Origin of the sequence: Nocardia sp. NPDC050412, from assembly GCF_044458825.1 — a bacterium.
Classification (GTDB): domain Bacteria; phylum Actinomycetota; class Actinomycetes; order Mycobacteriales; family Mycobacteriaceae; genus Nocardia.
Map to the genome: position 1 here is coordinate 585,871 of NZ_JBITIJ010000002.1, position 20,615 is coordinate 606,485.

General features: G+C 64.3%; 19 protein-coding genes. 13 read left to right on the plus strand and 6 right to left on the minus strand.

The genetic code is table 11. The features are described 5' to 3' along the window. The gene (locus ACIBI6_RS06755) at nucleotides 1–495 is read right to left on the minus strand and encodes a hypothetical protein (RefSeq protein WP_364347625.1); all 495 of its coding nucleotides are present in this window, start codon (nucleotides 493–495) and stop codon (nucleotides 1–3) included. 206 nt (nucleotides 496–701) lie between these two features. Between ACIBI6_RS06755 and arc the strand changes: the two genes are divergently transcribed. The 4 genes from arc to ACIBI6_RS06775 all read left to right on the plus strand — a co-directional run bounded on the left by arc (nucleotide 702) and on the right by ACIBI6_RS06775 (nucleotide 5,447). Beyond that, nucleotides 702–2,462, plus strand: a complete 1,761-nt coding sequence (arc, locus tag ACIBI6_RS06760; RefSeq protein ID WP_364347894.1) for a proteasome ATPase — start codon at nucleotides 702–704, stop codon at nucleotides 2,460–2,462. A gap of 289 nt (nucleotides 2,463–2,751) precedes the next feature. After that, nucleotides 2,752–3,381, plus strand: a complete 630-nt coding sequence (locus ACIBI6_RS06765) for a helix-turn-helix domain-containing protein (RefSeq protein WP_364347622.1) — start codon at nucleotides 2,752–2,754, stop codon at nucleotides 3,379–3,381. Continuing rightward, nucleotides 3,381–4,898 carry an ArnT family glycosyltransferase gene (locus ACIBI6_RS06770; protein WP_396955524.1) on the plus strand — a complete coding sequence of 506 codons (1,518 nt, stop codon included), beginning with the start codon at nucleotides 3,381–3,383 and terminating at the stop codon, nucleotides 4,896–4,898. The genes ACIBI6_RS06765 and ACIBI6_RS06770 overlap by 1 nt, the downstream gene beginning before the upstream one ends. A gap of 111 nt (nucleotides 4,899–5,009) precedes the next feature. After that, nucleotides 5,010–5,447, plus strand: a complete 438-nt coding sequence (locus tag ACIBI6_RS06775; RefSeq protein ID WP_364347616.1) for a VOC family protein — start codon at nucleotides 5,010–5,012, stop codon at nucleotides 5,445–5,447. Nucleotides 5,448–5,466: 19 nt separating this feature from the next. On the opposite strand, the gene ACIBI6_RS06780 is transcribed toward ACIBI6_RS06775, so the two are convergent. The 3 genes from ACIBI6_RS06780 to ACIBI6_RS06790 all read right to left on the minus strand — a co-directional run bounded on the left by ACIBI6_RS06780 (nucleotide 5,467) and on the right by ACIBI6_RS06790 (nucleotide 8,525). Further along, on the minus strand, nucleotides 5,467–6,624 hold the full coding sequence (locus ACIBI6_RS06780) for an alpha/beta hydrolase family protein (protein ID WP_396955525.1): 1,158 nt from the start codon (nucleotides 6,622–6,624) through the stop codon (nucleotides 5,467–5,469). Nucleotides 6,625–6,777: 153 nt separating this feature from the next. After that, complete coding sequence (locus tag ACIBI6_RS06785; RefSeq protein ID WP_396955526.1) at nucleotides 6,778–7,653, minus strand: LLM class F420-dependent oxidoreductase; 876 nt, start codon at nucleotides 7,651–7,653, stop codon at nucleotides 6,778–6,780. Between the two features lie 152 nt (nucleotides 7,654–7,805). Next, on the minus strand, nucleotides 7,806–8,525 hold the full coding sequence (locus ACIBI6_RS06790; protein WP_364347607.1) for a peptidylprolyl isomerase: 720 nt from the start codon (nucleotides 8,523–8,525) through the stop codon (nucleotides 7,806–7,808). A gap of 404 nt (nucleotides 8,526–8,929) precedes the next feature. On the opposite strand from ACIBI6_RS06790, the gene ACIBI6_RS06795 reads away from it, so the two are divergent. Continuing rightward, on the plus strand, nucleotides 8,930–10,672 hold the full coding sequence (locus ACIBI6_RS06795; RefSeq protein WP_396955527.1) for a CocE/NonD family hydrolase: 1,743 nt from the start codon (nucleotides 8,930–8,932) through the stop codon (nucleotides 10,670–10,672). Here ACIBI6_RS06795 and ACIBI6_RS06800 read toward each other — a convergent pair. Next, a complete protein-coding gene (locus tag ACIBI6_RS06800) occupies nucleotides 10,669–12,120 on the minus strand; it encodes an aminotransferase class I/II-fold pyridoxal phosphate-dependent enzyme (protein ID WP_396955528.1) in 1,452 nt (483 codons plus the stop codon). The two genes, ACIBI6_RS06795 and ACIBI6_RS06800, sit on opposite strands and share 4 nt — an antisense overlap. Before the next feature lie 122 nt (nucleotides 12,121–12,242). On the opposite strand from ACIBI6_RS06800, the gene ACIBI6_RS06805 reads away from it, so the two are divergent. The 7 genes from ACIBI6_RS06805 (at nucleotide 12,243) to ACIBI6_RS06835 (ending at nucleotide 19,388) form a co-directional block, all read left to right on the plus strand. Continuing rightward, entirely contained in the window at nucleotides 12,243–13,079 is an 837-nt protein-coding gene (locus ACIBI6_RS06805) for a nitrilase-related carbon-nitrogen hydrolase (RefSeq protein ID WP_364347598.1), read from the plus strand. A 16-nt stretch (nucleotides 13,080–13,095) separates the two neighbouring features. Further along, a complete protein-coding gene (gene hydA / locus ACIBI6_RS06810) occupies nucleotides 13,096–14,517 on the plus strand; it encodes a dihydropyrimidinase (RefSeq protein WP_364347595.1) in 1,422 nt (473 codons plus the stop codon). 37 nt (nucleotides 14,518–14,554) lie between these two features. After that, nucleotides 14,555–15,592, plus strand: coding sequence for a TIGR03842 family LLM class F420-dependent oxidoreductase (locus ACIBI6_RS06815; RefSeq protein WP_396955529.1), 1,038 nt, complete (start codon nucleotides 14,555–14,557; stop codon nucleotides 15,590–15,592). Between the two features lie 88 nt (nucleotides 15,593–15,680). Next, nucleotides 15,681–16,571 carry an ABC transporter permease subunit gene (locus ACIBI6_RS06820; RefSeq protein ID WP_364347589.1) on the plus strand — a complete coding sequence of 297 codons (891 nt, stop codon included), beginning with the start codon at nucleotides 15,681–15,683 and terminating at the stop codon, nucleotides 16,569–16,571. Then, nucleotides 16,568–17,476: an ABC transporter ATP-binding protein gene (locus ACIBI6_RS06825; protein WP_396955530.1), complete on the plus strand. Its 909-nt coding sequence runs from the start codon at nucleotides 16,568–16,570 to the stop codon at nucleotides 17,474–17,476. The genes ACIBI6_RS06820 and ACIBI6_RS06825 overlap by 4 nt, the downstream gene beginning before the upstream one ends. Next, nucleotides 17,473–18,249 (plus strand): ABC transporter permease subunit, encoded by a 777-nt coding sequence (locus ACIBI6_RS06830; RefSeq protein WP_364347583.1) that lies wholly within the window; start codon nucleotides 17,473–17,475, stop codon nucleotides 18,247–18,249. Before ACIBI6_RS06825 ends, ACIBI6_RS06830 begins: the two co-directional genes overlap by 4 nt. Continuing rightward, nucleotides 18,246–19,388: an ABC transporter substrate-binding protein gene (locus ACIBI6_RS06835; protein WP_364347580.1), complete on the plus strand. Its 1,143-nt coding sequence runs from the start codon at nucleotides 18,246–18,248 to the stop codon at nucleotides 19,386–19,388. Before ACIBI6_RS06830 ends, ACIBI6_RS06835 begins: the two co-directional genes overlap by 4 nt. Nucleotides 19,389–19,518: 130 nt before the next feature. Here the strand turns inward: ACIBI6_RS06835 and ACIBI6_RS06840 are convergent, their stop codons facing one another. Continuing rightward, nucleotides 19,519–20,040, minus strand: a complete 522-nt coding sequence (locus tag ACIBI6_RS06840) for an OsmC family protein (protein ID WP_364347577.1) — start codon at nucleotides 20,038–20,040, stop codon at nucleotides 19,519–19,521. A 181-nt stretch (nucleotides 20,041–20,221) separates the two neighbouring features. Between ACIBI6_RS06840 and ACIBI6_RS06845 the strand changes: the two genes are divergently transcribed. Further along, a complete protein-coding gene (locus ACIBI6_RS06845) occupies nucleotides 20,222–20,431 on the plus strand; it encodes a hypothetical protein (protein ID WP_364347575.1) in 210 nt (69 codons plus the stop codon). The last annotated feature ends 184 nt before the right edge of the window (nucleotides 20,432–20,615 follow it).

Below are 20,615 nucleotides of genomic sequence, written 5' to 3' on the forward strand. Positions count from 1 at the left end.
TCAGGCCGGAACGCAGGGCGCCTGCGCGAAACCGAGCATCAGGCAGCCGCTGGCATCCGAGAGCTTCCAGGTGCCGTCAACATATTCCCAGGTCAGAGGCATCGCGGGGGCGGTGCCGTGCGGTGAGGTGATGGTCACCTGGGCGGTCGCGGATTCGCCGCTGGTGGTGATATCGGCGACCGCGTAGATGAGCTTGCCGTAGCTGCCGAGCGCCTGGTTCATCTGGTCGATATTGGCGGTGCGTTTTTCGCCGTTGACGATCAGCTTGGTCTTCTCGGAGGTGGGTTTTGCCGGGTCGGAGAGGGCATCCAGGACGGCGGTGAGAGTTTCGGCGGTGGGTGCGGCGGCGCTGCCGTGATCGCCGTGACCTGCGGCGCTGGTCGTCGCTGCGGCGGAGGTGGTACTCGTGGCCTTGGTATCGGACTTATCGTCGGAGCCACAGCCGGTCAGACCGACGGTAGCGGCCATCGCCGCCGCGGTGATAACCATGGACATACGCAGCGTCCTGGCGGGAAGGAGCATTGTCAGCAACCTTTCGGTTCGGGCGGCGAAGCGGGTCGCCGTGGTCTGGTTAGGGCAGGCTAACATGGTGGATCCGCCGCCGACCGCGGCCCAGATGTGATCACGACGAAACCATGTCGGAAAGCGAGAACGGTTCGCGCCCGGTAGCGTTAATAGACCGGGACTGGGAGGAGCAGCACATGAGCCCCATCGAGAATTCGGATTCGGCGGCCTGGAGAGAGCTCGAGGCGGTACGCGCCGAAGCGGCTGCACTCCGCAGGCAACTGGCCGATTCGCCGGATCGTGCACGGGAATTGGAAGCCCGTATCGATTCGCTGACCATTCGCAACACCAAGCTGATGGACACCCTCAAGGAAGCGCGCCAGCAGTTGGTGGCGTTGCGCGAGGAGGTCGATCGGCTCGGTCAGCCACCCAGTGGATACGGCGTTCTGATCGGTGTGTACGAGGATCAGACGGTCGATGTGTTCACTTCGGGGCGCAAGATGCGTCTGACGTGTTCACCCAATATCGACACCTCGACCCTCGAGTACGGCCAGACCGTGCGCCTCAACGAGGCGCTGACAGTCGTGGAGGCCGGCATCTTCGATGCAGTGGGTGAGATCGGCACCCTGCGCGAGATCCTCGACGACAGTCGTCGCGCGCTGGTCGTCGGGCATGCCGACGAGGAACGTGTGGTGTGGCTGGCGGGTCCGCTGGCCAAGCTCGCCGAAGTCGACGATCTCGAAGATCCCGATCAGCCGATTCGCAAACTGCGGCCGGGTGATTCGCTACTCGTGGATACCAAGGCGGGTTTCGCCTTCGAGCGCATCCCCAAGGCCGAGGTCGAGGATCTCGTACTCGAGGAAGTCCCCGATGTCGACTACGGCGATATCGGTGGTCTCGGTCGACAGATCGAGCAGATCCGTGATGCGGTGGAATTGCCGTTCCTGCACAAGGACCTGTTCCGCGAATACGCGCTGCGCCCGCCCAAGGGTGTGCTGCTCTACGGTCCACCCGGTTGCGGTAAGACTTTGATCGCCAAGGCCGTTGCCAACTCGCTGGCGAAGAAGATCGCCGAGGCGCGTGGTGAGGATGCCAAGGAAGCCAAGTCGTTCTTCCTGAACATCAAGGGCCCCGAGCTGCTGAACAAGTTCGTGGGTGAGACCGAGCGCCACATCCGGATCATCTTCCAGCGTGCGCGAGAGAAGGCGTCCGAAGGTACGCCGGTGATCGTGTTCTTCGACGAGATGGATTCGATCTTCCGGACCCGCGGTTCGGGCGTGTCCTCCGATGTGGAGACCACGGTCGTGCCGCAGCTGCTCTCGGAGATCGACGGTGTCGAGGGTCTCGAGAACGTCATCGTGATCGGTGCCTCCAACCGCGAGGACATGATCGACCCCGCGATCCTGCGGCCCGGACGTCTCGATGTGAAGATCAAGATCGAGCGCCCGGACGCCGAATCGGCACAGGACATCTTCTCCAAGTACCTGACCGAGCATCTGCCGCTGCACGCCGACGATCTCGAAGAGTTCGGCGGCGACAAGGGGCTGTGCATTCGCGCGATGATCGAACGGGTCGTCGACCGGATGTACGCCGAGAGCGAGGACAATCGCTTCCTGGAGGTCACCTACGCCAACGGTGACAAGGAAGTCCTGTACTTCAAGGACTTCAACTCCGGCGCCATGATCCAGAACATCGTGGACCGCTCCAAGAAGTACGCCATCAAGGCCGTCCTCGACACCGGCAACCCGGGCCTGCGCATCCAGCATCTCTACGATTCGATCGTGGACGAGTTCTCCGAAAACGAGGACCTGCCCAACACCACGAATCCCGATGACTGGGCCCGCATTTCAGGTAAGAAGGGCGAGCGGATCGTCTACATCCGCACTCTGGTTACTGGCAAGAACGCCAGCGCCAGCCGCGCCATCGATACCGAGTCGAACACAGGTCAGTACCTGTAGGTTTCGGGCCGAGGGCCGTGCCTCCTGTTGGGGGTGCGGCCCTCGGGTGGTTCGGGCGAGTGGATCGTCTACATCCGGCTGTGCGTGTTCACTGGCAAGAACGCCAGCGCCAGCCGCGCCATCGATACCGAGTCGAACACAGGTCAGTACCTGTAGGTTTCGAACCGAGGGCCGTGCCTCCAGTTGGGGGCGCGGCTCTTCGGCGTTTCCGGGGTCATCCTTGTGGGGTAGGTGGAGGTCGTTCTTTGGGCTGATGTGGGGATTTGGGCGGGTGGGTTAAAATTTGGCCATGCGGCCAGAAAATGGGACGGGTGGTCGGCAGCGGTCGTTCATCGAGGAGGCGCGGCGGCGGCAGATCATTGCTTCGGCGGTAGAGGTGATTTCGGAGGAGGGGTATGGGCGGGCTTCGCTGGCGCGGATCGCGAAGCATGCCGGGATCTCCAAGGGCGTCATCTCGTACCACTTCGCAGGGAAGGACGAGTTGATGGAGCAGCTGGTGATCCAGCTGTATGTGTCCGGTGGCGAGCACATCGCGCCCGCGGTGATGGCGGCGGACGGGCCGCGGAATCAGTTGCTCGCCTATATCGGGGCGAATCTGGGATTCATCGATGCGAATAAGAAGTATGTCGCGGCGCTGACCGATGTGGTGCTGAATCTGCGTGATGCGGAGGGTAAGCCGCGGTTCGCCTCGGCAGAGGGGGAGCAAGAGATTATCCGACCGCTCATCGACATCATGCGGGAGGGGCAGCACGCCGGCGAATTCGGCGAATTCGATCCGGCGGTCATGGCCAAGTCGATTCGCGATGCCATCGATGGCGCGGCCGGACGGGCGATTCGGGAGAAGGACTTCGATATGACGACGTACTCGGCGCATGTGTGCCGACTATTCGATTTGGCGACCCGAAAGGGGGGGACGTGATGACCACCGTGGTGGAAAGTGAAGTGCGGCAGGAAGATAACGGCGAGACGGCACCGTTCGCTTGGTTCGGTGTGGGCGCGATCGCCGTGGTGGCGGCAACCATGCTGTTCGCATCGCTGGGACGGTACGGATACTTCGGTGACGAACTGTATTTCCTGTCGGCCGGGCGCCGACTCGGATTCGGCTATGCCGATCAGGGGCCGCTACTGCCCGCGATCGCCCGGCTGATGGATGTGCTGGCACCGGGATCGCTGGTGGCACTGCGGATTCCGGCCGCACTGGTCACCGTTGCCGCAGTGCTGATCAGTGCCCAGATCGCCCGGGAGTTCGGCGGTTCGCGGACCGCGCAGATATTGAGCGCGGCAGCATATGCGACCTCGCCGTTCCTGCTCGTGCAGGGAACTCAGTTGGCCACCAACACGATTGATACCGCGTTATGGGTGGTGATCAGCTGGCTGGTGATCCGGTGGGTGCGCACTCGCCAGGACAGTCTGCTGTTGTGGGCCGCGTTGGTCACGGCGCTGGATATGCAGGTGAAGTGGCTGATTCCGTTCTTCTGGATCGCGGTCGCCATCGGCCTAGCGATCTATGGTCCGCGGGAGCTGTTGCGGCGACCGGTGTTGTGGATGGGCGCGGTTTTCGTTGTCCTGGTGATGGTTCCGACGCTGATCTGGCAGGCCGAGCACGACTGGCCACAGCTGCGATTGGGTGCGGTGGTCGCGGCGGAGCAGGCGACGATCGGTGGCCGCTACAGCTGGCTGCCGCTGGCGCTGATCGCGGCCGGATTGTTCGGCGGTGTGCTGCTGGTCGTGGGAATCTGGGCGCTGTTCCGCTCGGAGACCTTGCGGCCGTACCGATTTCTCGCGCCGCTGCCCCTGCTGCTGGCCGTGGCATTCGTCGCAACCAACGGTCGCCCCTACTACGCGGCCGGCTGCTACGCGGCGATCATGGCGGCGGGCGCGGTGCGCTGGACCGAGTACACCGGACGATGGCGAACCTATGCGACAGTTCCGCTGGTCGCGATTTCGGTGGCGATCGCGGTGTTCACGATGCCTTGGCAATCCGAGTCGTCCATCGATCCGGTCGACAGTCAGGCCGAGGCCGGTATCGAAATCGGCCTGTACGGCAAGTTCGGCTGGCCGGAGCTACGCGAGGCGACCGCCGACGCCTACCGGGCACTCCCACCGGCCGAGCGTGCGAACGCGGTGATAGTCACCGATTCCTATTGGCAGGCAAGCGCTTTGGATGTCGACTCGAATCGCTTCGGCCTGCCCGCCACCTATAGCCCGAACCGCGGTTTCGGATACTTCGGTACCCCACCGGATTCCGCGACAACGGTGCTGTGGGTCGGCAATGCCGAAGACGAAATGCGTGCCACCTGTGGCGAATTGACCCCGGTCGGTCGCGTCGACGCGCGCCTCGGCTACCCGGACGTCACCCGCAATGTCACCATCTGGCGCTGCACCCCACGTCAGCCCTGGTCGCAGGTCTGGTCCGACCTGCTTCGCCTCGACTGACCGGCCGTTTGTCCGATTCGTTCAAGACATCCGAACAACACCCGCGTTGACTGAACCATGGCAGGGCCGAAGCCGCACCCCGGCCATGGTTCGAGGATCAGGAGGATCGGTATGAAAACGAATATCCGGGCGATCACCTTGGCCGTGAGCGACCTCGAACGGTCGCTGCGCTTCTACCGCGACGGCCTCGGCCTCTCCTCCCCGGGCATTATCGGCACCGAGTTCATCCGCGACGAGCAGAACCCCGGCGGGTCGGTCGCCATGTTCACCCTCGACAACGGCCTGATTCTGTCCCTCTACTCGCGCACCGACCTGGCCATGGATGCGGGCATCGCCGTCGATCGAGTCACCGGCTCACCGATGAGCCTCGGCTTCTTCGCCGACTCCCGCGAGGACGTCGACCGTATCCTGCAACAGGCCGAACAAGCGGGCGGCACCATCGTCCGACCACCTGTGACTCGCCCATGGGGTATCTGCGCGGGCTACTTCGCAGACCCTGACGGTCATCTGTGGGAAGCTGTGTACTTCCTGAACCGCATGTCGGATTGATATCCGTTGTCTCACAGTGTTATTCGGTAGCGAACAGGCCGGTGAGGAACGGGATCAGTTGGGGCCAGGAGGCTTCGACGATGCCCTGGTGGTCGGTGGGGTAGCTTCGGAACTGGTATCGGGTTCCGGAGGCGCTCAGTTGGCCCAGGAGGACTGCGGTCGAGGGGAAGGGGACCGTGGTGTCCTGCTCGCCCTGAGTGATGAGCAGCGGTTGTCGGTAGCCGGAGGTCGATACGGCCAGGTACCGGGTGAGTCGAGCGGTGAAGTCGCCGGTCAGTAACGGTTTGGTGAGTAGCGAACCGAGGGAGAGGCCCTGGACCTGGGCGGGCCAATTCGATACGCACGAGGTGGCCAGACGTTCCATCGCGGCGATACCCGTTGGGGTGTAGTAGCTTTCGATATCGGAAGCGGGGTAGGCGATGCGCATGCCCTCGAGTACCGCGGCGACGTTGTCGATGAAGCCATCGAGGACCGGAGCGCGGGGTACGTAGGGGCCCGCGAGCGCGATGGCCTGCTCCATGTTGGCCGGTGGTGCGAGGGCGGCGGTGCCGCGGAAGTCGAGTTCGGGCGCGTAGGTCGAGGCGAGAGCGCCGGTGTTCAAGGCCGCATGTCCGCCCTGGGAAACGCCCACGACCGCCCAACGCGTCGACAGGTCGGGATCGGCGGTGCGCGCGGCACGGACGAGGTCGACGGTGGCAGTGGCTTCGGTGCGGGATTGCAGGTAGGGATGCGGTGTCACGGCACCGCGATTCAGGCCGACATAGTCGGGGGCGACCACCGCATAGCCTCGGTCCAGCAGGCGATGCAGATACGAGGCATCGGACCGGGCCTTCGTGGTGGTGATTCCGCACTGCGGGCCCAGGCCGCTGGTGCCGTGATCCCATGCGATTACCGGCCAACCTCCGGGTGGCGGTGTCCCACTCGGGGTGAGCAGCAGTCCGGTCGCCGTCGTGGCTGCGCCGGTCGGGCCCTCGGTGACGTATTCGAGCACCGAGGCCCGATCGAACCCACCCCAACCTGGCGCCTGTGCGGTCGAGGACTCCGGTCCGCCCACCGTTTCGTCGGCATGCGCGCCACCCGCGCCCGTTACGGCCAGTATCGCGGCTGCCAGCGTAGTGAGACCGGCCCGTAGGCGAATGCGTTTCGAATCGCCGCTGTTCCGACAGTGCGCATGCATAGCTGCTCCTCTGCTCGGTACAGATGTCAGCAGACTATCGAGAACCCGCCATCGGCGGTAGGCGAACTCGAGCCGCTCGCCCGTAACGAGATCGGATACGACACGCGCCCTTTCACCCGAACTTCATGCGAAAGGGCATGTGCCGTAAGGGAGTTAACTGAGCTCGGCGAGTTGAGGTACCACCGGCGCCATGCCCTCGATCCACGCCGCTGGGGACCCGGAGGTCGGGATAATGATCACGGTGTGCACGCCGAGCTTTGCGTAATCGGCCATCTGGCGGACGAATTCATCGCGATTGTCCGGATTCGGGCGCGGATTATTGGCCATGATGGTGATGCGGATATCGTCGAAATCGCGCCCGACATCGTCGCAGTGGCGGCGCAGGACGTCGAGTTTGTGGCCGACTTCCTCGGGAGCGGAACCGAAGAGGTTGCAGGCGTCGCCGTACTGCGCGACCAACCGCAGCGTCTTGCGTTCGCCGCCACCGCCGATGAGCACCTTGGGGCGGTTGATCGGCTGCGGCGAGCACAGTGTCTCGGCCAGCTGATAGTGCTTGCCGTCGAAGGGGCCGTTGTTCTGCGGGTCCCACATCTGCTGACAGATGCGCAGCGTCTCCTCGAGGCGCTCGAACCGTTCGGCGATCGGCGGGAACTGCACACCGAGCCCACGATGTTCCCGCTCGAACCAGGCGGCGCCGAGTCCGAGCACCGCGCGGCCACCCGACAGGACATCGACGGTGGTGACGATCTTGGCGAGCAGACCGGGATGCCGGTAGGTCACGCCGGTGACGAGCAGGCCGAGGTTGATACGGGAGGTGTGTGCGGCCAGATAGCCGAGGGTGGTGTAGCCCTCCAGCATATTGGCCTCGGCAGGCAGGCCGGTCGGCTCGATCTGGAAGTAGTGGTCCATGAACGACAGCCAGGTCGCACCGGACGCCTCTGCCGCGGCGCCGACCCTGGCCAACTCACCGGCAATGGCGGTGGTGCCGCCGTCGATGTCGAATATCGGTAGGTGAAAACCGAGTTCCATGAAGTGATCCCCTGGTACTAGACGATTTTGCACTGCCAACGCTATGACCTGGAGTGCACTCCAAGTCAAGTGTCGGGAAGCAAATCTTGCAGGGGGCCACCAAAACCGATGGCGGCGTCGCCATGGACGACACCGCCATCAGCTTATGTCGATCAGCCCTGAGCGGTGGTCACCGAATTCAGGACGACATCGGCGTTCGGGCGACCGTCTTCGCCGTCCGCGGCGCCCGCATTGGCGACCCGCGCCAGAACATCCATACCGCCGGTGATCTTGCCGAACGGGGTGTAGTTCGGCGGCAGCTGCGAATCCTTGTAGACCAGGAAGAACTGGCTGCCGTTGGTGTCGGGACCGGCATTGGCCATCGCGACAGTACCCGCCGGATAGGTGGCGCCGTCCAGGTTCTCGTTCGGGAACTGGTAGCCCGGACCGCCGGTGCCGGTGGCGGTGGGATCACCGCACTGCAGGACGAAGATGCCCGCGGTGGTCAAGCGGTGGCACTGGGTGTGGTCGAAATACTTCTGTCCGGCCAGGAATACGAAGGAGTTCACCGTGCGCGGCGCGCGGGCGGCCTCCAGGGCGATATTGACTGTGCCGCAAGTGGTTTCCAGCTGCGCGGTGTACTTCGCGCCCGTGTCGATCGCCATGGCGGGCTCGCTGGCCCACTGCTTGCTCTCGGGTTTGGCCGAATCGGGGGCCACGCATCCGGCGATCGGGGTGCCCGGATCCGCCGAGACCCCGCCCGCGGCGAAGATCGCGAGGGTGGTGCCGACGGCGAGTACACCGACGCCCCGGAGCAGGGCAGTCCCGACTCTGCGAGGCTGCCCGATGGGCTGATGGTGGTCGAATTGCCGCGCCTGCACTTCGCTGCTCACCGGTCGAGGTCTCCTTCTGTTGTGTATCGCATCGGGTGATGCTGAGCGGATCATTCCATCTCGACGCTTCCAGCGGAACGAGATGCGTATTGCGACTGTGTGGCAATGGAATCCGCCGCTGTGCGGAGAGTGGTCGGTTAGCATGGCTGCGAGGGAGGCGCATCTGATCGGCTAGCCGGCTCGGCACGCATCGGCTCTGGCGGTCACATCGCCTCCACGGGAGGTGTATCAGCTTGTCCGGATACATATTTCGCTGGTGTACCGCGGTGGTGTGTGTAGGCGCACTAATAGGCGGATGCACGGCGAGCGCCGGGACGAAATCGACCTCGCAAACGGGTGCCTGGCCACCCGACGATGACCGTGGCACATGTGCGGTCGACAAGCAGGCCGACCTTCCGGCAACGATGCGCGACGGCATGTTGCTGCGCGCCGATGTGTACCGCCCGCAGACCAGCGATCTGGTGCCGGTGATCCTGATGCGCACCCAGTACGGCAAGTCCGCCGCGCAGATCCAGCCCTCGCGCTATCGCACACCCGACTGGTTCGCCTCGCACTGCTACCTCGTGGTCATCCAGGACATCCGCGGTATCGGCAGCTCCGACGGCACATTCAGTGAATTCGGCAATGACATCCACGACGGCTACGACACGGTGGAATGGGCGGCGCGGCTGCCCGGTTCGAACGGCAAGGTCGGCATGTACGGCTCGTCATATGTCGGTGCCACACAATGGCTGGCCGCCGTCGAGACGCCACCGCATCTGACCACGATCGTGCCCGCGAATACCGCCTCCGACTACTACGACGGCTGGACCTACGAGGGCGGCGCGTTCCGGCTCGGTTTCGTCGAACCATGGGCGATGGGCACAATCGGCCTGGAATCCGCCGAACGACGTGACGACAAGGCCACCGCCAACCAGCTGCGCGCGGATCTGCAGAACATCACCTCATGGCTGAATTACCGCCCCTACAAAGACTTTCCGCCACTGCAGCCGAATAATCCGGCCGTCGCGCCTTGGTACTTCGACTGGATCCGCAACTCGACACGTAACGACTACTGGAAGCAGCGGAGTATCCGCGACCGCTATCCGAATGTGCAGGTGCCGGTACTCGATATCGAGGGCTGGTACGACGCATTCCTCGCGGGTGGCATCGAGAACTTCACCGGCATGGTCGAGCGTGGCGCCGCATCGGCCCGGCAGAACCAGCGATTGGTCATCGGTCCCTGGGACCACCTCGGCTGGGGGCGGCCGACCTCGATGATCGCGCCCCGGCTCGAGCAGCTCGGACCGGTCGGCGACAGCCCGATCAACGAGCTGATGCTGGCGTGGTTCGACCACTTCCTCAAAGGCACGGACAGCGGCGTCGCGGGCAAACCCCGCGTCGACTACTTCCTCATGGGCGCCAATCGATGGAAGTCGGCACCGAGTTGGCCACTGCCGCAAACACAATGGAAGGAATACTTCTTCGCCGACAGCGGCGCCAACGGTGTGGCCGGTCGGGGCGGCAAACTCATCGACCACGCACCGAGCGGGCCAGTCGCGGTCGACCGGTATGTCTACGACCCCGCCGCACCCGCACCGAGCATCGGCGGACATTCGTGCTGTTCGGTCGGATCGGGCCCACAGGGACCGTTCGACCAGACCGCGGTCGAGCAGCGTTCGGATGTGCTCACCTACAGCACCGACCGGCTCGGCGCCGATACCGAGGTCACCGGTCCGATTACCGTGAAGCTGTGGGCGTCGTCCACCACACCGGATACCGACTTCGTCGCGCGGCTGGAGGTCGTCGCACCCGATGGATCGGCCGTCAACCTCAACAATGGCATCATCCGCGCCACGTTCCGAGAATCGTTATCGGATCCGACACCCTTGGTGCCCGGCCGGCCCTATCAGTTCACGATTAAGATCTGGCCGACCAGCTACCAGTTCAAGGCGGGCGATCGGATCCGAGTGGCGATCAGCAGCAGTGACTATCCGCAGTACGCGCCGAACCCGAATACCGGCGAACCCTTCGGTGACAGCGCCCGTACGCAGCCCGCCACGCAGACGATCTACAAGGATGCCGAGCATCCCTCCTCGGTGATCGTGCCCATTATCCCGACCGGTGACGACGGCTCGACCAGTTTCGATATCGAGCCGGGATCCTAAGCGCGACGAACGCGACGGTAAGTGGGGGCCGCGGTGGTCGCGGCGGCGAGCTCGGTGGCGACCCAGTCCAGCTCGCCGTCGGTTATCGCGGCGACGGTGATGCGCAGGTGGTCGCCGTGCGGGTGGTCCTCGACCTCGAAGGGGCGGCCGGGTGCGGCCTTGATGCCCGCGGCGGCCAGGGAGATCATGGCCGCGTTCTCGTCGGCGACCGGGAGCCACACATTGATGCCGTCACCACGGGCAACGGCGATGCCTTTGCGGGCCAGGGCGCGACGGAGTTCGGTTGAGCGTCTGCGGTATTCGGTGCGGGCCGCGGCGACGGTGCGCACGGCGGTGTCGTCGTCGAGCATGGTGAGCAGCAGGCGCTGCAGCAGTCGGCTGGTCCAGCCGGGGCCGAGCATGCGCCGCTCGATCATCGGATCGAGCAACTCGGCGGGGCCGCCGACCATCGCGAGGCGCAGGTCCGCACCGTGGGATTTGGAATAGGAGCGGATGTGTACCGTTCGGCTCGGCAGTCGCGAGCCGAGGGATCGCAGTGTGGTGGCGGCGATGCCTGCGGAGTGGTCGTCCTCGATGACGAGGGTGTCTGTGCCGGTGAGGATTTCGGACAGTTCGCGGGTACGGGCTGCGGTGAGCGAGACGCCGGTCGGGTTCTGTGCACGCGGCTGCAGGATCAGCGCCACGGCGCCGCGTGCCCGCTCGAGATCATCTGGCAGTAAACCGGATTCATCCATGCGAACCGGAATGGGTCGAGCGCCGACCCGGGCGAGCAGGTCGAGAAATGGTGGGAAGCAAGGATCTTCGACGGCCACCGCGTCGCCGAGCCGCACATGCGTGGTGAGCAATCGGTCGATGGCGTCCAGTGCTCCGTCGACGACCGCGAGCCGTTCGGCGCGAAAGGGCCAATCGGTGCGCACCTTGGCGGCCAGTTCCGGCAGTACGGCCTCGCCGAGATAGTCCGCCGCGAGATCATTGCCGCGTCCGTGCTCGGTGATCGCGCGCAGTGCGGCGACCAGATGCGGTAGGAGCCGCGGATCGGGGGTACCGCGGGACAGATCGATGCGGAAGGCGCTGTCCGAGGGTGGATGCAGGCGCTGATAGCGGCCCGTCGGCGTGGTCGCGCGGGTGGCGGTGCGTTCGCCGACGAAGGTTCCGGCGCGCCCTCGCGCCACGATCGCGCCGGTGGCGGCCAGCGCGCGCCAAGCCTGGTTGACGGTAGCGGGCGACACCCGCAACTCGCGGGCGACTTCACGCACGGTCGGTAGCCGGGATCCGGGTTCGATTGCTCCGGAACGAATCCGGCGGCTCACCGCGGCCGCGATTCCGGCCGGGGTGCGATCTTCGAGATCCGCGTTGAACAGGCCGGACCCGGCCGTGACAGGTGCGGGCGCGGTGTCTCGCAGGTCGTCTGCGGGCACCGGCGGCGCGGTCGTCGGATCGAAGTTCACAGCGTCATTCTGCGTCGGGCACAGCGCCGGAACGAGGACCGGCCCCAAGGTTTACGGCTACGAAACTGTTTCCGCAATCTTGTAACACAACCGAATTGGATCTCGGTGAAGTATAACAAAGCATGGGAATCGTTCGAGCGGCGCTCGTCCAGACGAACTGGACGGGTGATAAAGAGTCCATGATCAAGGCGCACGAGGACTACGCGCGCCAGGCCGCCGCACAGGGCGCCAAGGTGATCTGCTTCCAGGAGCTGTTCTACGGCCCGTACTTCTGCCAGTTGCAGGACGCGAAGTTCTACGACTACGCGGAATCGGTGCCGGGTCCGACGACGGAGCGATTCGCGGCCCTGGCAAAGGAATTGGGTTTGGTAATGATCCTGCCGGTGTACGAGCAGGAACAGCCCGGGCTGCTCTACAACACCGCGGCGGTCATCGATGCGGACGGCAGTTACCTCGGCAAGTACCGCAAACACCATATTCCGCACGTCAACGGATTCTGGGAGAAGTTCTACTTCCGTCCCGGAAATGTGGGCTGGCCGGTCTTCGATACCGCGGTCGGCAAGGTCGGCGTCTACATCTGTTACGACCGGCATTTCCCGGAGGGCTGGCGTGCCCTGGGCCTGGCGGGCGCGGAAATCGTCTTCAACCCCTCCGCGACCTCGCGCGGCCTGTCCGGGTATCTGTGGAAGCTGGAGCAACCGGCCTCCGCGGTCGCCAATGAATACTTCATCGGCGCCATCAACCGGGTCGGCATCGAGGAATACGGCGATGACGATTTCTACGGAACCAGCTATTTCGTGGATCCGGAAGGTAAATTCGTCGGAGACGTCGCCTCGGACTCCGATCCCGAACTGGTGATCCGTGACCTCGATATGGATCTGATCAAGGTGGTGCGCGACCGCTGGGCGTTCTATCGCGATCGCCGCCCCGACGCCTACGGACCGATGGTGGCTCCCTGAGGCTGGTGATATCGATATGACGAAGATATTTATTCACGGCGGCACGGTGGTCTCGGCCACCGGATCGCAATTGCTCGATGTGCTCGTCGACGGCGAGACAATTGTCGCCGTCCTGCAACCCGGCGCCACCGCATTGGGCGCGAATCTCGGCGAGTCCGCCGAAATGGTCATCGACGCGACCGGAAAATATGTGATTCCCGGCGGTGTGGACGGCCACACCCATATGCAGCTGCCCTTCGGCGGCACCGAGGCCTCGGATACCTTCGAAACCGGCACCCGCGCGGCCGCCTGGGGCGGTACCACGACCATTGTCGACTTCGCGGTGCAGAAACCGGGCGAGCGGGTGCAGGACACCCTCGCTCTATGGCATGAGAAAGCCGCGGGCAACTGCGCGATCGACTACGGCTTCCACCAGATCATCGGTGAAGTGAACGACGAATCCCTCAAGGGGATGAGCGAATTGGTGGCCGAGGGTGTCACCAGTTTCAAGTTTTTCATGGCCTATCCGGGTGTCTTCTACTCCGATGACGGTCAGATCCTGCGGGCCATGCAATCGGCGGGCGATTTGGGCGCGCTGCTGATGATGCACGCGGAGAACGGAATCGCCATCGATGCGCTGGTCGAGCAGGCGCTGGCGCGCGGTGAGACCTCGCCGTATTACCACGGTGTCACCCGGCCGTGGCAGATGGAGGAGGAGGCCACCCATCGCGCGATCATGCTGGCGCAGTTGACGAATGCGCCGCTGTATATCGTGCACGTCTCGGCCAAGCAGGCGATGGAACAGATCGCCGCCGCGCGGGGCAATGGGCAGAACGTCTTCGGTGAAACCTGCCCGCAGTATCTGTACCTGTCGCTCGAAGAGCATTTGGGCGCACCGGGTTTCGAGGGCGCGAAATGGGTGTGCTCGACGCCGCTGCGGTCGCGGGCGCAGGGACATCAGGATGAGCTGTGGCGCTATATCCGCACAGGTGATGTCACATCGGTGAGCACCGACCACTGCCCCTTCTGCATGAAGGATCAGAAAGAGTTGGGGCTCGGCGATTTCAGCAAGATCCCCAATGGGATCGGCGGCGTCGAACATCGGATGGATCTGATGTTCCAGGGCGTCAAGAACGGGTTGATATCACTGGAGCGCTGGGTCGAGGTCTGCTGCACGACCCCGGCGCGCATGTTCGGCATGTATCCGCGCAAGGGCGTCATCAGTCCGGGCGCCGACGCCGACATCGTCATCTATGACCCGAACGGGCACACCAGCATCGGGTTCGGCAAGACCCATCACATGAATATGGATCACTCGGCCTGGGAGGGCTTCGAGATCGACGGACACGTCGACACGGTGCTCTCGCGCGGTCGCGTGATCGTCGACGACGGTGCGTATCTCGGCCGGACCGGTCACGGCCGGTTCATCGCCCGTGAATTGTCGCAGAACCTGATCTGACTCGAATGGCCTGATCGACCTGAATGGAGAGTGCCGCATGGATATCGGTGTGGTGCTGCAATGCACACCTCCCGCCTCGCGGGTGGTCGAACTGGCCAGACAAGCGGAGACACATGGTTTTTCGCATGTGTGGACCTTCGATTCGCACCTACTGTGGCAGGAGCCCTACGTCATCTACAGCCAGATCCTGGCCGCCACCCGCAAGGTGTTCGTCGGCCCGATGGTCACCAATCCGGCCACCAGGGACTGGACGGTGACCGCGTCGACATTCGCGACGCTCAACGATATGTTCGGCAATCGCACCGTCTGCGGAATCGGGCGTGGTGACTCCGCGGTGCGCACCCTCGGCGGCAAGCCGACGACCCTGGCGACATTGCGTGAATCCATCGAGGTGATCAGGGAACTCGGCAATGGTCGCAGCGCCGAAATCGGCGACACCGTAGTGCGTTTTCCATGGGCGAGTGCCTCGCGGCTCGAGGTGTGGGTGGCCGGATACGGTCCGCGCGCACTCGACCTGACCGGTGAAGTCGCCGACGGGTTCATTCTGCAACTCGCCGACCCGGATATCGCCGCATGGACGATCGCCCGGGTGCGGGCGGCCGCCGAGAAGGCGGGGCGTGCGCCAGAATCGGTGAAAATCTGTGTGGCGGCACCGGCCTATGTCACCGACGGGTCCGATGCCGCGACGGCCCATGCCCGGGAGCAGTGCCGCTGGTTCGGTGGCATGGTCGGTAATCACGTCGCCGATATTGTCGCGAAATACGGTACCGGCGGCGATATTCCGGCCGCGCTCACCGACTACATCGCGGGCCGTCAGGGCTACGACTACAACGAGCACGGCCGCGCGGGTAACACCCATGCCGAATTCGTGCCAGATGCCATCGTGGACCGCTTCTGTGTGATCGGCACGCCCGATGAGCAGTTGGCGCGGTTGCACGAGTTGGAGAAGTTGGGTGTCGACCAGTTCGCGGTCTATCTCCAGCACGATGCCAAGACCGCCACTTTGGAGGCGTACGGGGAGTCGGTGCTGCCCAGGTTGGCGCATCCGGTCACGGCGACGGCGGGAGCGGAGTGATCGTCTCGGCAGCGGCGCTCGCGGCGGGGTGCTATGAGCTGGTCGACAGGCGTGTCCCGGAGCCGGCTCCGGTGTCGGCGGGTGACCGATGAGAGCGGGAGCTTTGCGGGCGCGGCAGGTCGGCTACGCGGTCGGTGTGCTGGTGCTGGTGGTCGCGGTATGGGAACTGGTGAAGTACTTCGTGCCGGAGCACGGGATGAGTATCGGCGACACCCGGATTCTGCCGCGCACGAGTGACGCAGCGTTGCCGCACGTCTGGTCGGTCATCACCGTGCTCGGTGACAAAGACGGCACCGGCACCGTCGGCGGAACACTGCTGCGCACAGCGGGATTCACCTTCGGGCTCGCGCTGTTGGCATTGGCGATCGGCACGGTAGTCGGTATCGCGCTCGCCGTGGTAATGCAGCGTTTCGCCTTCGTCGAGCGCGGATTGCTGCCCTACATCGTTGTCTCGCAGACGGTTCCGTTGATCGCCTTGGCGCCGCTGGTGGCCGGATGGGGCGGGAAGATCGTTATCGCCGGTGAGCCGTGGCGACCGTGGATGAGTATCGCGGTCATCGCTTCGTATCTGGCCTTCTTCCCGGTGGCAGTCGGGATGTTGCGCGGATTGCAGGCGCCGTCCAAGGCGTCGGTGGAATTGCTGCACAGCTACTCCGCGAATTGGTGGGAGACATTGGTGCACTTGCGATTTCCCGCTGCGGTGCCGCATTTTCTGCCGGCCCTGCGCTTGGCCGCGGCGGCATCGGTGATCGGTGCCGTGGTCGCGGAGATCTCGACCGGCACCGCGGGTGGCATCGGCCGTCAGATCATCGTCTTCTCCCAGCAGGCCACCGGCGATGCGGCCCGGCTCTACGCGGCTGTTCTCGCCGCGGCACTGCTCGGTGTCGCTGTGACCGCCGTCGTCGGCTTCGCCGAACTGGCACTACGTCGTTACAGCCGTCCCGCCGGGGCGCGCGGTTCTTCAGGAGGTACCCGTTGACCGGGAAAGTGGAATCGGCCACCACGGGCAGCGATGCGGCCGACGAGCAGATCCAGGCAGCGGATCCGGTTCCCGTCGCGGCGAATGCCGAAGACGTTGCGGCGGTCGAGCTCACCGATGTCGGCAAGATCTTCGACGCGGGTTCGGTGACGGCACTCACCAGTGTCTCGCTGAAAGTCATTGCGGGGGAGTTCGTCTCGCTGATCGGTCCCTCGGGCTGCGGTAAATCCACCCTGTTGCGCATCATCGCCGATCTGGAAGGACCGAGCAGCGGGACCGTGACCGTGCATGGCAAGTCCGCGCGGCAGGCCAGAATCGATCAGGACTACGGCATCGCCTTCCAACAGGCGGGACTGCTGGACTGGCGCAACGTGCAGGCCAATGTCGAATTACCGCTCGAACTGCACAAGGTTCCGAGGGCCGAAAGGCGCGCTCGCAGTGCGGAACTCCTAGAGATGGCTGGACTGACCGATTTCGCCGACCGCTATCCGGCGGAACTGTCCGGCGGTATGCAACAGCGTGTGGCTATCGCCAGAGCACTGGCCCCAAAGCCCTCGCTGCTGCTCATGGACGAACCGTTCGGTGCGCTGGATGAGATGACCCGCGAACACATGCAGGGTGAGTTACTGCGCATCGCCGGAGAGACCGGCGCCGCAGTGGTTTTCGTGACGCATTCCATTCCGGAGGCAGTGTTCCTGTCCGACCGCGTCGTGGTCATGTCACCGCGGCCCGGCCGCATCACCGAGATCGTGCCGACCGGCGGCTGGGGCCGCGAGGCAGGCGTCAGCGGCGACGATATTCGTTCCAGCGAGGCGTTTTTCGAGGCCATCGCCGCCGTTCGCACCGCACTGCGCGGCGGGCACCAGACCGCCGACATCATCGTGGCCGGACAGGATCTGCGATGAAGACGTGGCTACCTCCGATGGTTTTCGGTGTCGGCGGATTGGCGCTGTGGCAGGTGTTGACCGTCGCCGCGGGTGTGCCGTCGTTCCTGCTGCCCGCGCCGACCGCGATCGCGAAACAGTTCACCGAGAACTTCGACCGCATTGTCGATGCCGCCACCGCAACGGGTACTAATGCCCTCATCGGCCTGCTGGTCGGTGCACTCGTGGGCATTGGGGCGGCCATGGTCGCGGTGCGGTTCCGGCTGGTCGAGGGGCTGTTGACACCGCTGGCCGCCGCGGCCGCGGCCGTGCCGATCGTCGCACTCGCCCCGCTGCTGAATTCGATGTATTCGACCACCACCGAGACCCCGCGCCGCATGGTAGTGGCCATCGTGGTGTTCTTCCCGATGTTCGTCAGCACCGCCCGTGGCCTTCGGCAAGTGCCACAGGTGCACGCGGATCTGATGACCTCGTATGCGGCGGGCGGCTGGCAGATCACCCGCACGGTGCGGCTACCGGCGGCACTGCCCTATCTGTTCACCGGACTGCGAATCGCGGCTCCGGGCGCGGTGATCGCGGCCATAATCGCCGAATACTTCGGCGGCCTGCAGAACGGCCTCGGCAGCCGAATTACCTCCGCCGCGGCGAACACCGCCTATCCGCGCGCCTGGGCGTATGTGGTCGGCGCCATGATCGTCGGCCTGCTCTTCCTTACCGTCGTCCTGATCCTCGAACAACTGACCCGCCGACCCCGGACCATTCTGATCCGCGACATCTTTGGGAGATCGAAATGAGAATTTCCACAGGGCGTTTACGTGCTTGTCTCGCGCTGGTGGCGTTGGCGGCGGCCGCGCTGACCGGCTGCAGTACCACCGACAATGGTTCTGGAACCACCGCAGATGGCCTGACCAAGGTTCGTCTGCAGTTGCAGTGGTTCAAGCAGGGGCAGTTCGCGGGTTATCTGGCCGCCGTGGATCAGGGCTTCTATAAGGAGCAGGGCCTTTCCGTCGAAATCCTCGATGGCGGAACGGATATCGTCCCGCAGACGGTACTTGCGCAGGGGCAGGCCGATTACGCGATCGCCTGGGTGCCCAAGGCGCTGGCATCCCGCGAGGCCGGGGCGGGTATCACCGATGTGGCGCAGGTGTTCCAGCGCTCGGGTACCAAGCAGGTGTCGTTCAAGTCCGACAACATTACGGGACCGGCCGCACTGCGCGGTAAGACCGTCGGAAACTGGGGCTACGGCAATGAATTCGAGCTGTTCGCAGGCATGACCAAGGCGGGCATCGATCCGTCCGAGGATGTCAAGCTCGTCCAGCAGCAGTTCGATATGAACGCCTTCCTCGCCAAGGACATCACCGCCGCCCAGGCCATGTCCTACAACGAGTACGCCCAGCTGCTGGAGACGAAGAATCCGGTCACTGGAAAGCTTTACACCGCAGACGATTTCGCGACCATCGACTGGAACGACGAGGGCGTGGCCATGCTGCAGGACGCGATCTGGGCGAATTCGGAGAAGCTGAAAGACGCGAAATACCAGGACCAGACCGTCAAATTCATCACGGCGTCGCTGAAGGGCTGGGCATTCTGCCGCGACAATGTCGACAAATGCCGCGATATCACCGTCGCCGCCGGCAGCACTCTCGGCGCCAGCCACCAGCAGTGGCAGATCAACGAGGTCAACAAGCTGATCTGGCCCTCGCCCAACGGGATCGGCATGATCGACAAGTCCGCATGGGACCGCACGGTGAAGATCGCCAAGGAGACCAAGAACCAGGAGGGCGTCACGGTGTTGAAACAGGATCCCGATGCGGGTGCGTTCACCAACGAATACGTCACCAAAGCGCTGGACCTACTGAAATCCGGTGGAATCGATGTCACCGGAACGGGATTCGCGCCGCAGCAGGTGACCCTGACCGAAGGCGGCAAATAGGCACCACTGACGGTGTCCGGGATTTTGCCCGCATGGATCGCACGCGTACGGAACCCGTACTCGCGTTCAACCATTGGCCTCACACCCGCCTCATCGCGCCACGAAAACCGTCGAACCCTAGGGTCCCGGGCTAGGTAAGGACGACTTCGAGCGGCACCGCGTTGCGTACCGTATGTCCCACCGGCGAACTGGCCAGCACCTTCGCGTGCAACTGTTCGAGCTGTTCCGGGGAGGCGTCGGCGTCGATCGTCACGGTGGCGGTAATCGACTCGAAGCCCGCGTGCCCGTCGGCGAGCCCTAGGAAGACGTGCAGGTCGATATCGCCCTTCAAGTCGACGCGCAGGTCGTTGACGTGGATACCGGCGATCGTGGCGTTCGCTGCGTATCCGACGGTCAGGCAGTTCCCGAGCGCTGCGAGGAGTTGCTCTACCGGATTCGGGGCACCGTCGGCTCCGCCGAGGGCAGCCGGCTCATCCGATGGGACAGGAGCGAATGTGCGGATACTCGCCTCCGAGGCGAACGCACCCTTCCATGTCACGTGAGCCGTCCAAGTGGTTTGGGCCTTAACCGGGTCGGCCTGGATAGCCCCCACCAGGCCACCGACGGCGTCGATGTCGACGTTGTTGAGAAATGCACTGGTATCGACAGTCACGGATTCTCCCTGAAATAATGTAATTCCCTGTGCCTCATCAGTTTTTCCCTCTCATCCGGCTGTGGACAGGGTTTCGCGCAAACTGATTCAAGGCCCGAAGTGCCGTGGTCATCCCGGCGCCCTACGGCACACGGTTCCAAGAACCGTGCGGAGCCGTTCGGCACCATGACTACGGAACGTTGTGCGTACGCACGGCGCGGTCGGCGATGTCGTCGAATTCCTGCGCAGGCTCGAGCTGTGGCCGGACAGTCTCGCCGACATCGACGACGTCGCCTACCACGACGGTGTGCAGACCATGTGGACGACGGTGTTCGGCGATGACGTTACGCGGCACCGGATCCCGTCGATCCGGATCTGCGTCGTTAGCGCCAGAGTGATCTACAACCGCTGACGGTGCCGGCGATCGCCCGCGCGCTCCCGGGCGCGGCTGGTCCGCGCGCCGCGCGCCGAAACGACCAGGTAGCTGCGGCGGGCATCGGCAGACACGCCCACCCGGTGCGCACCAACATCCACGGAGACCCATCCACCGAGTATCGAGAGGTTAAAAACGGGTTGCGCCAACATTTTTCGCGTGG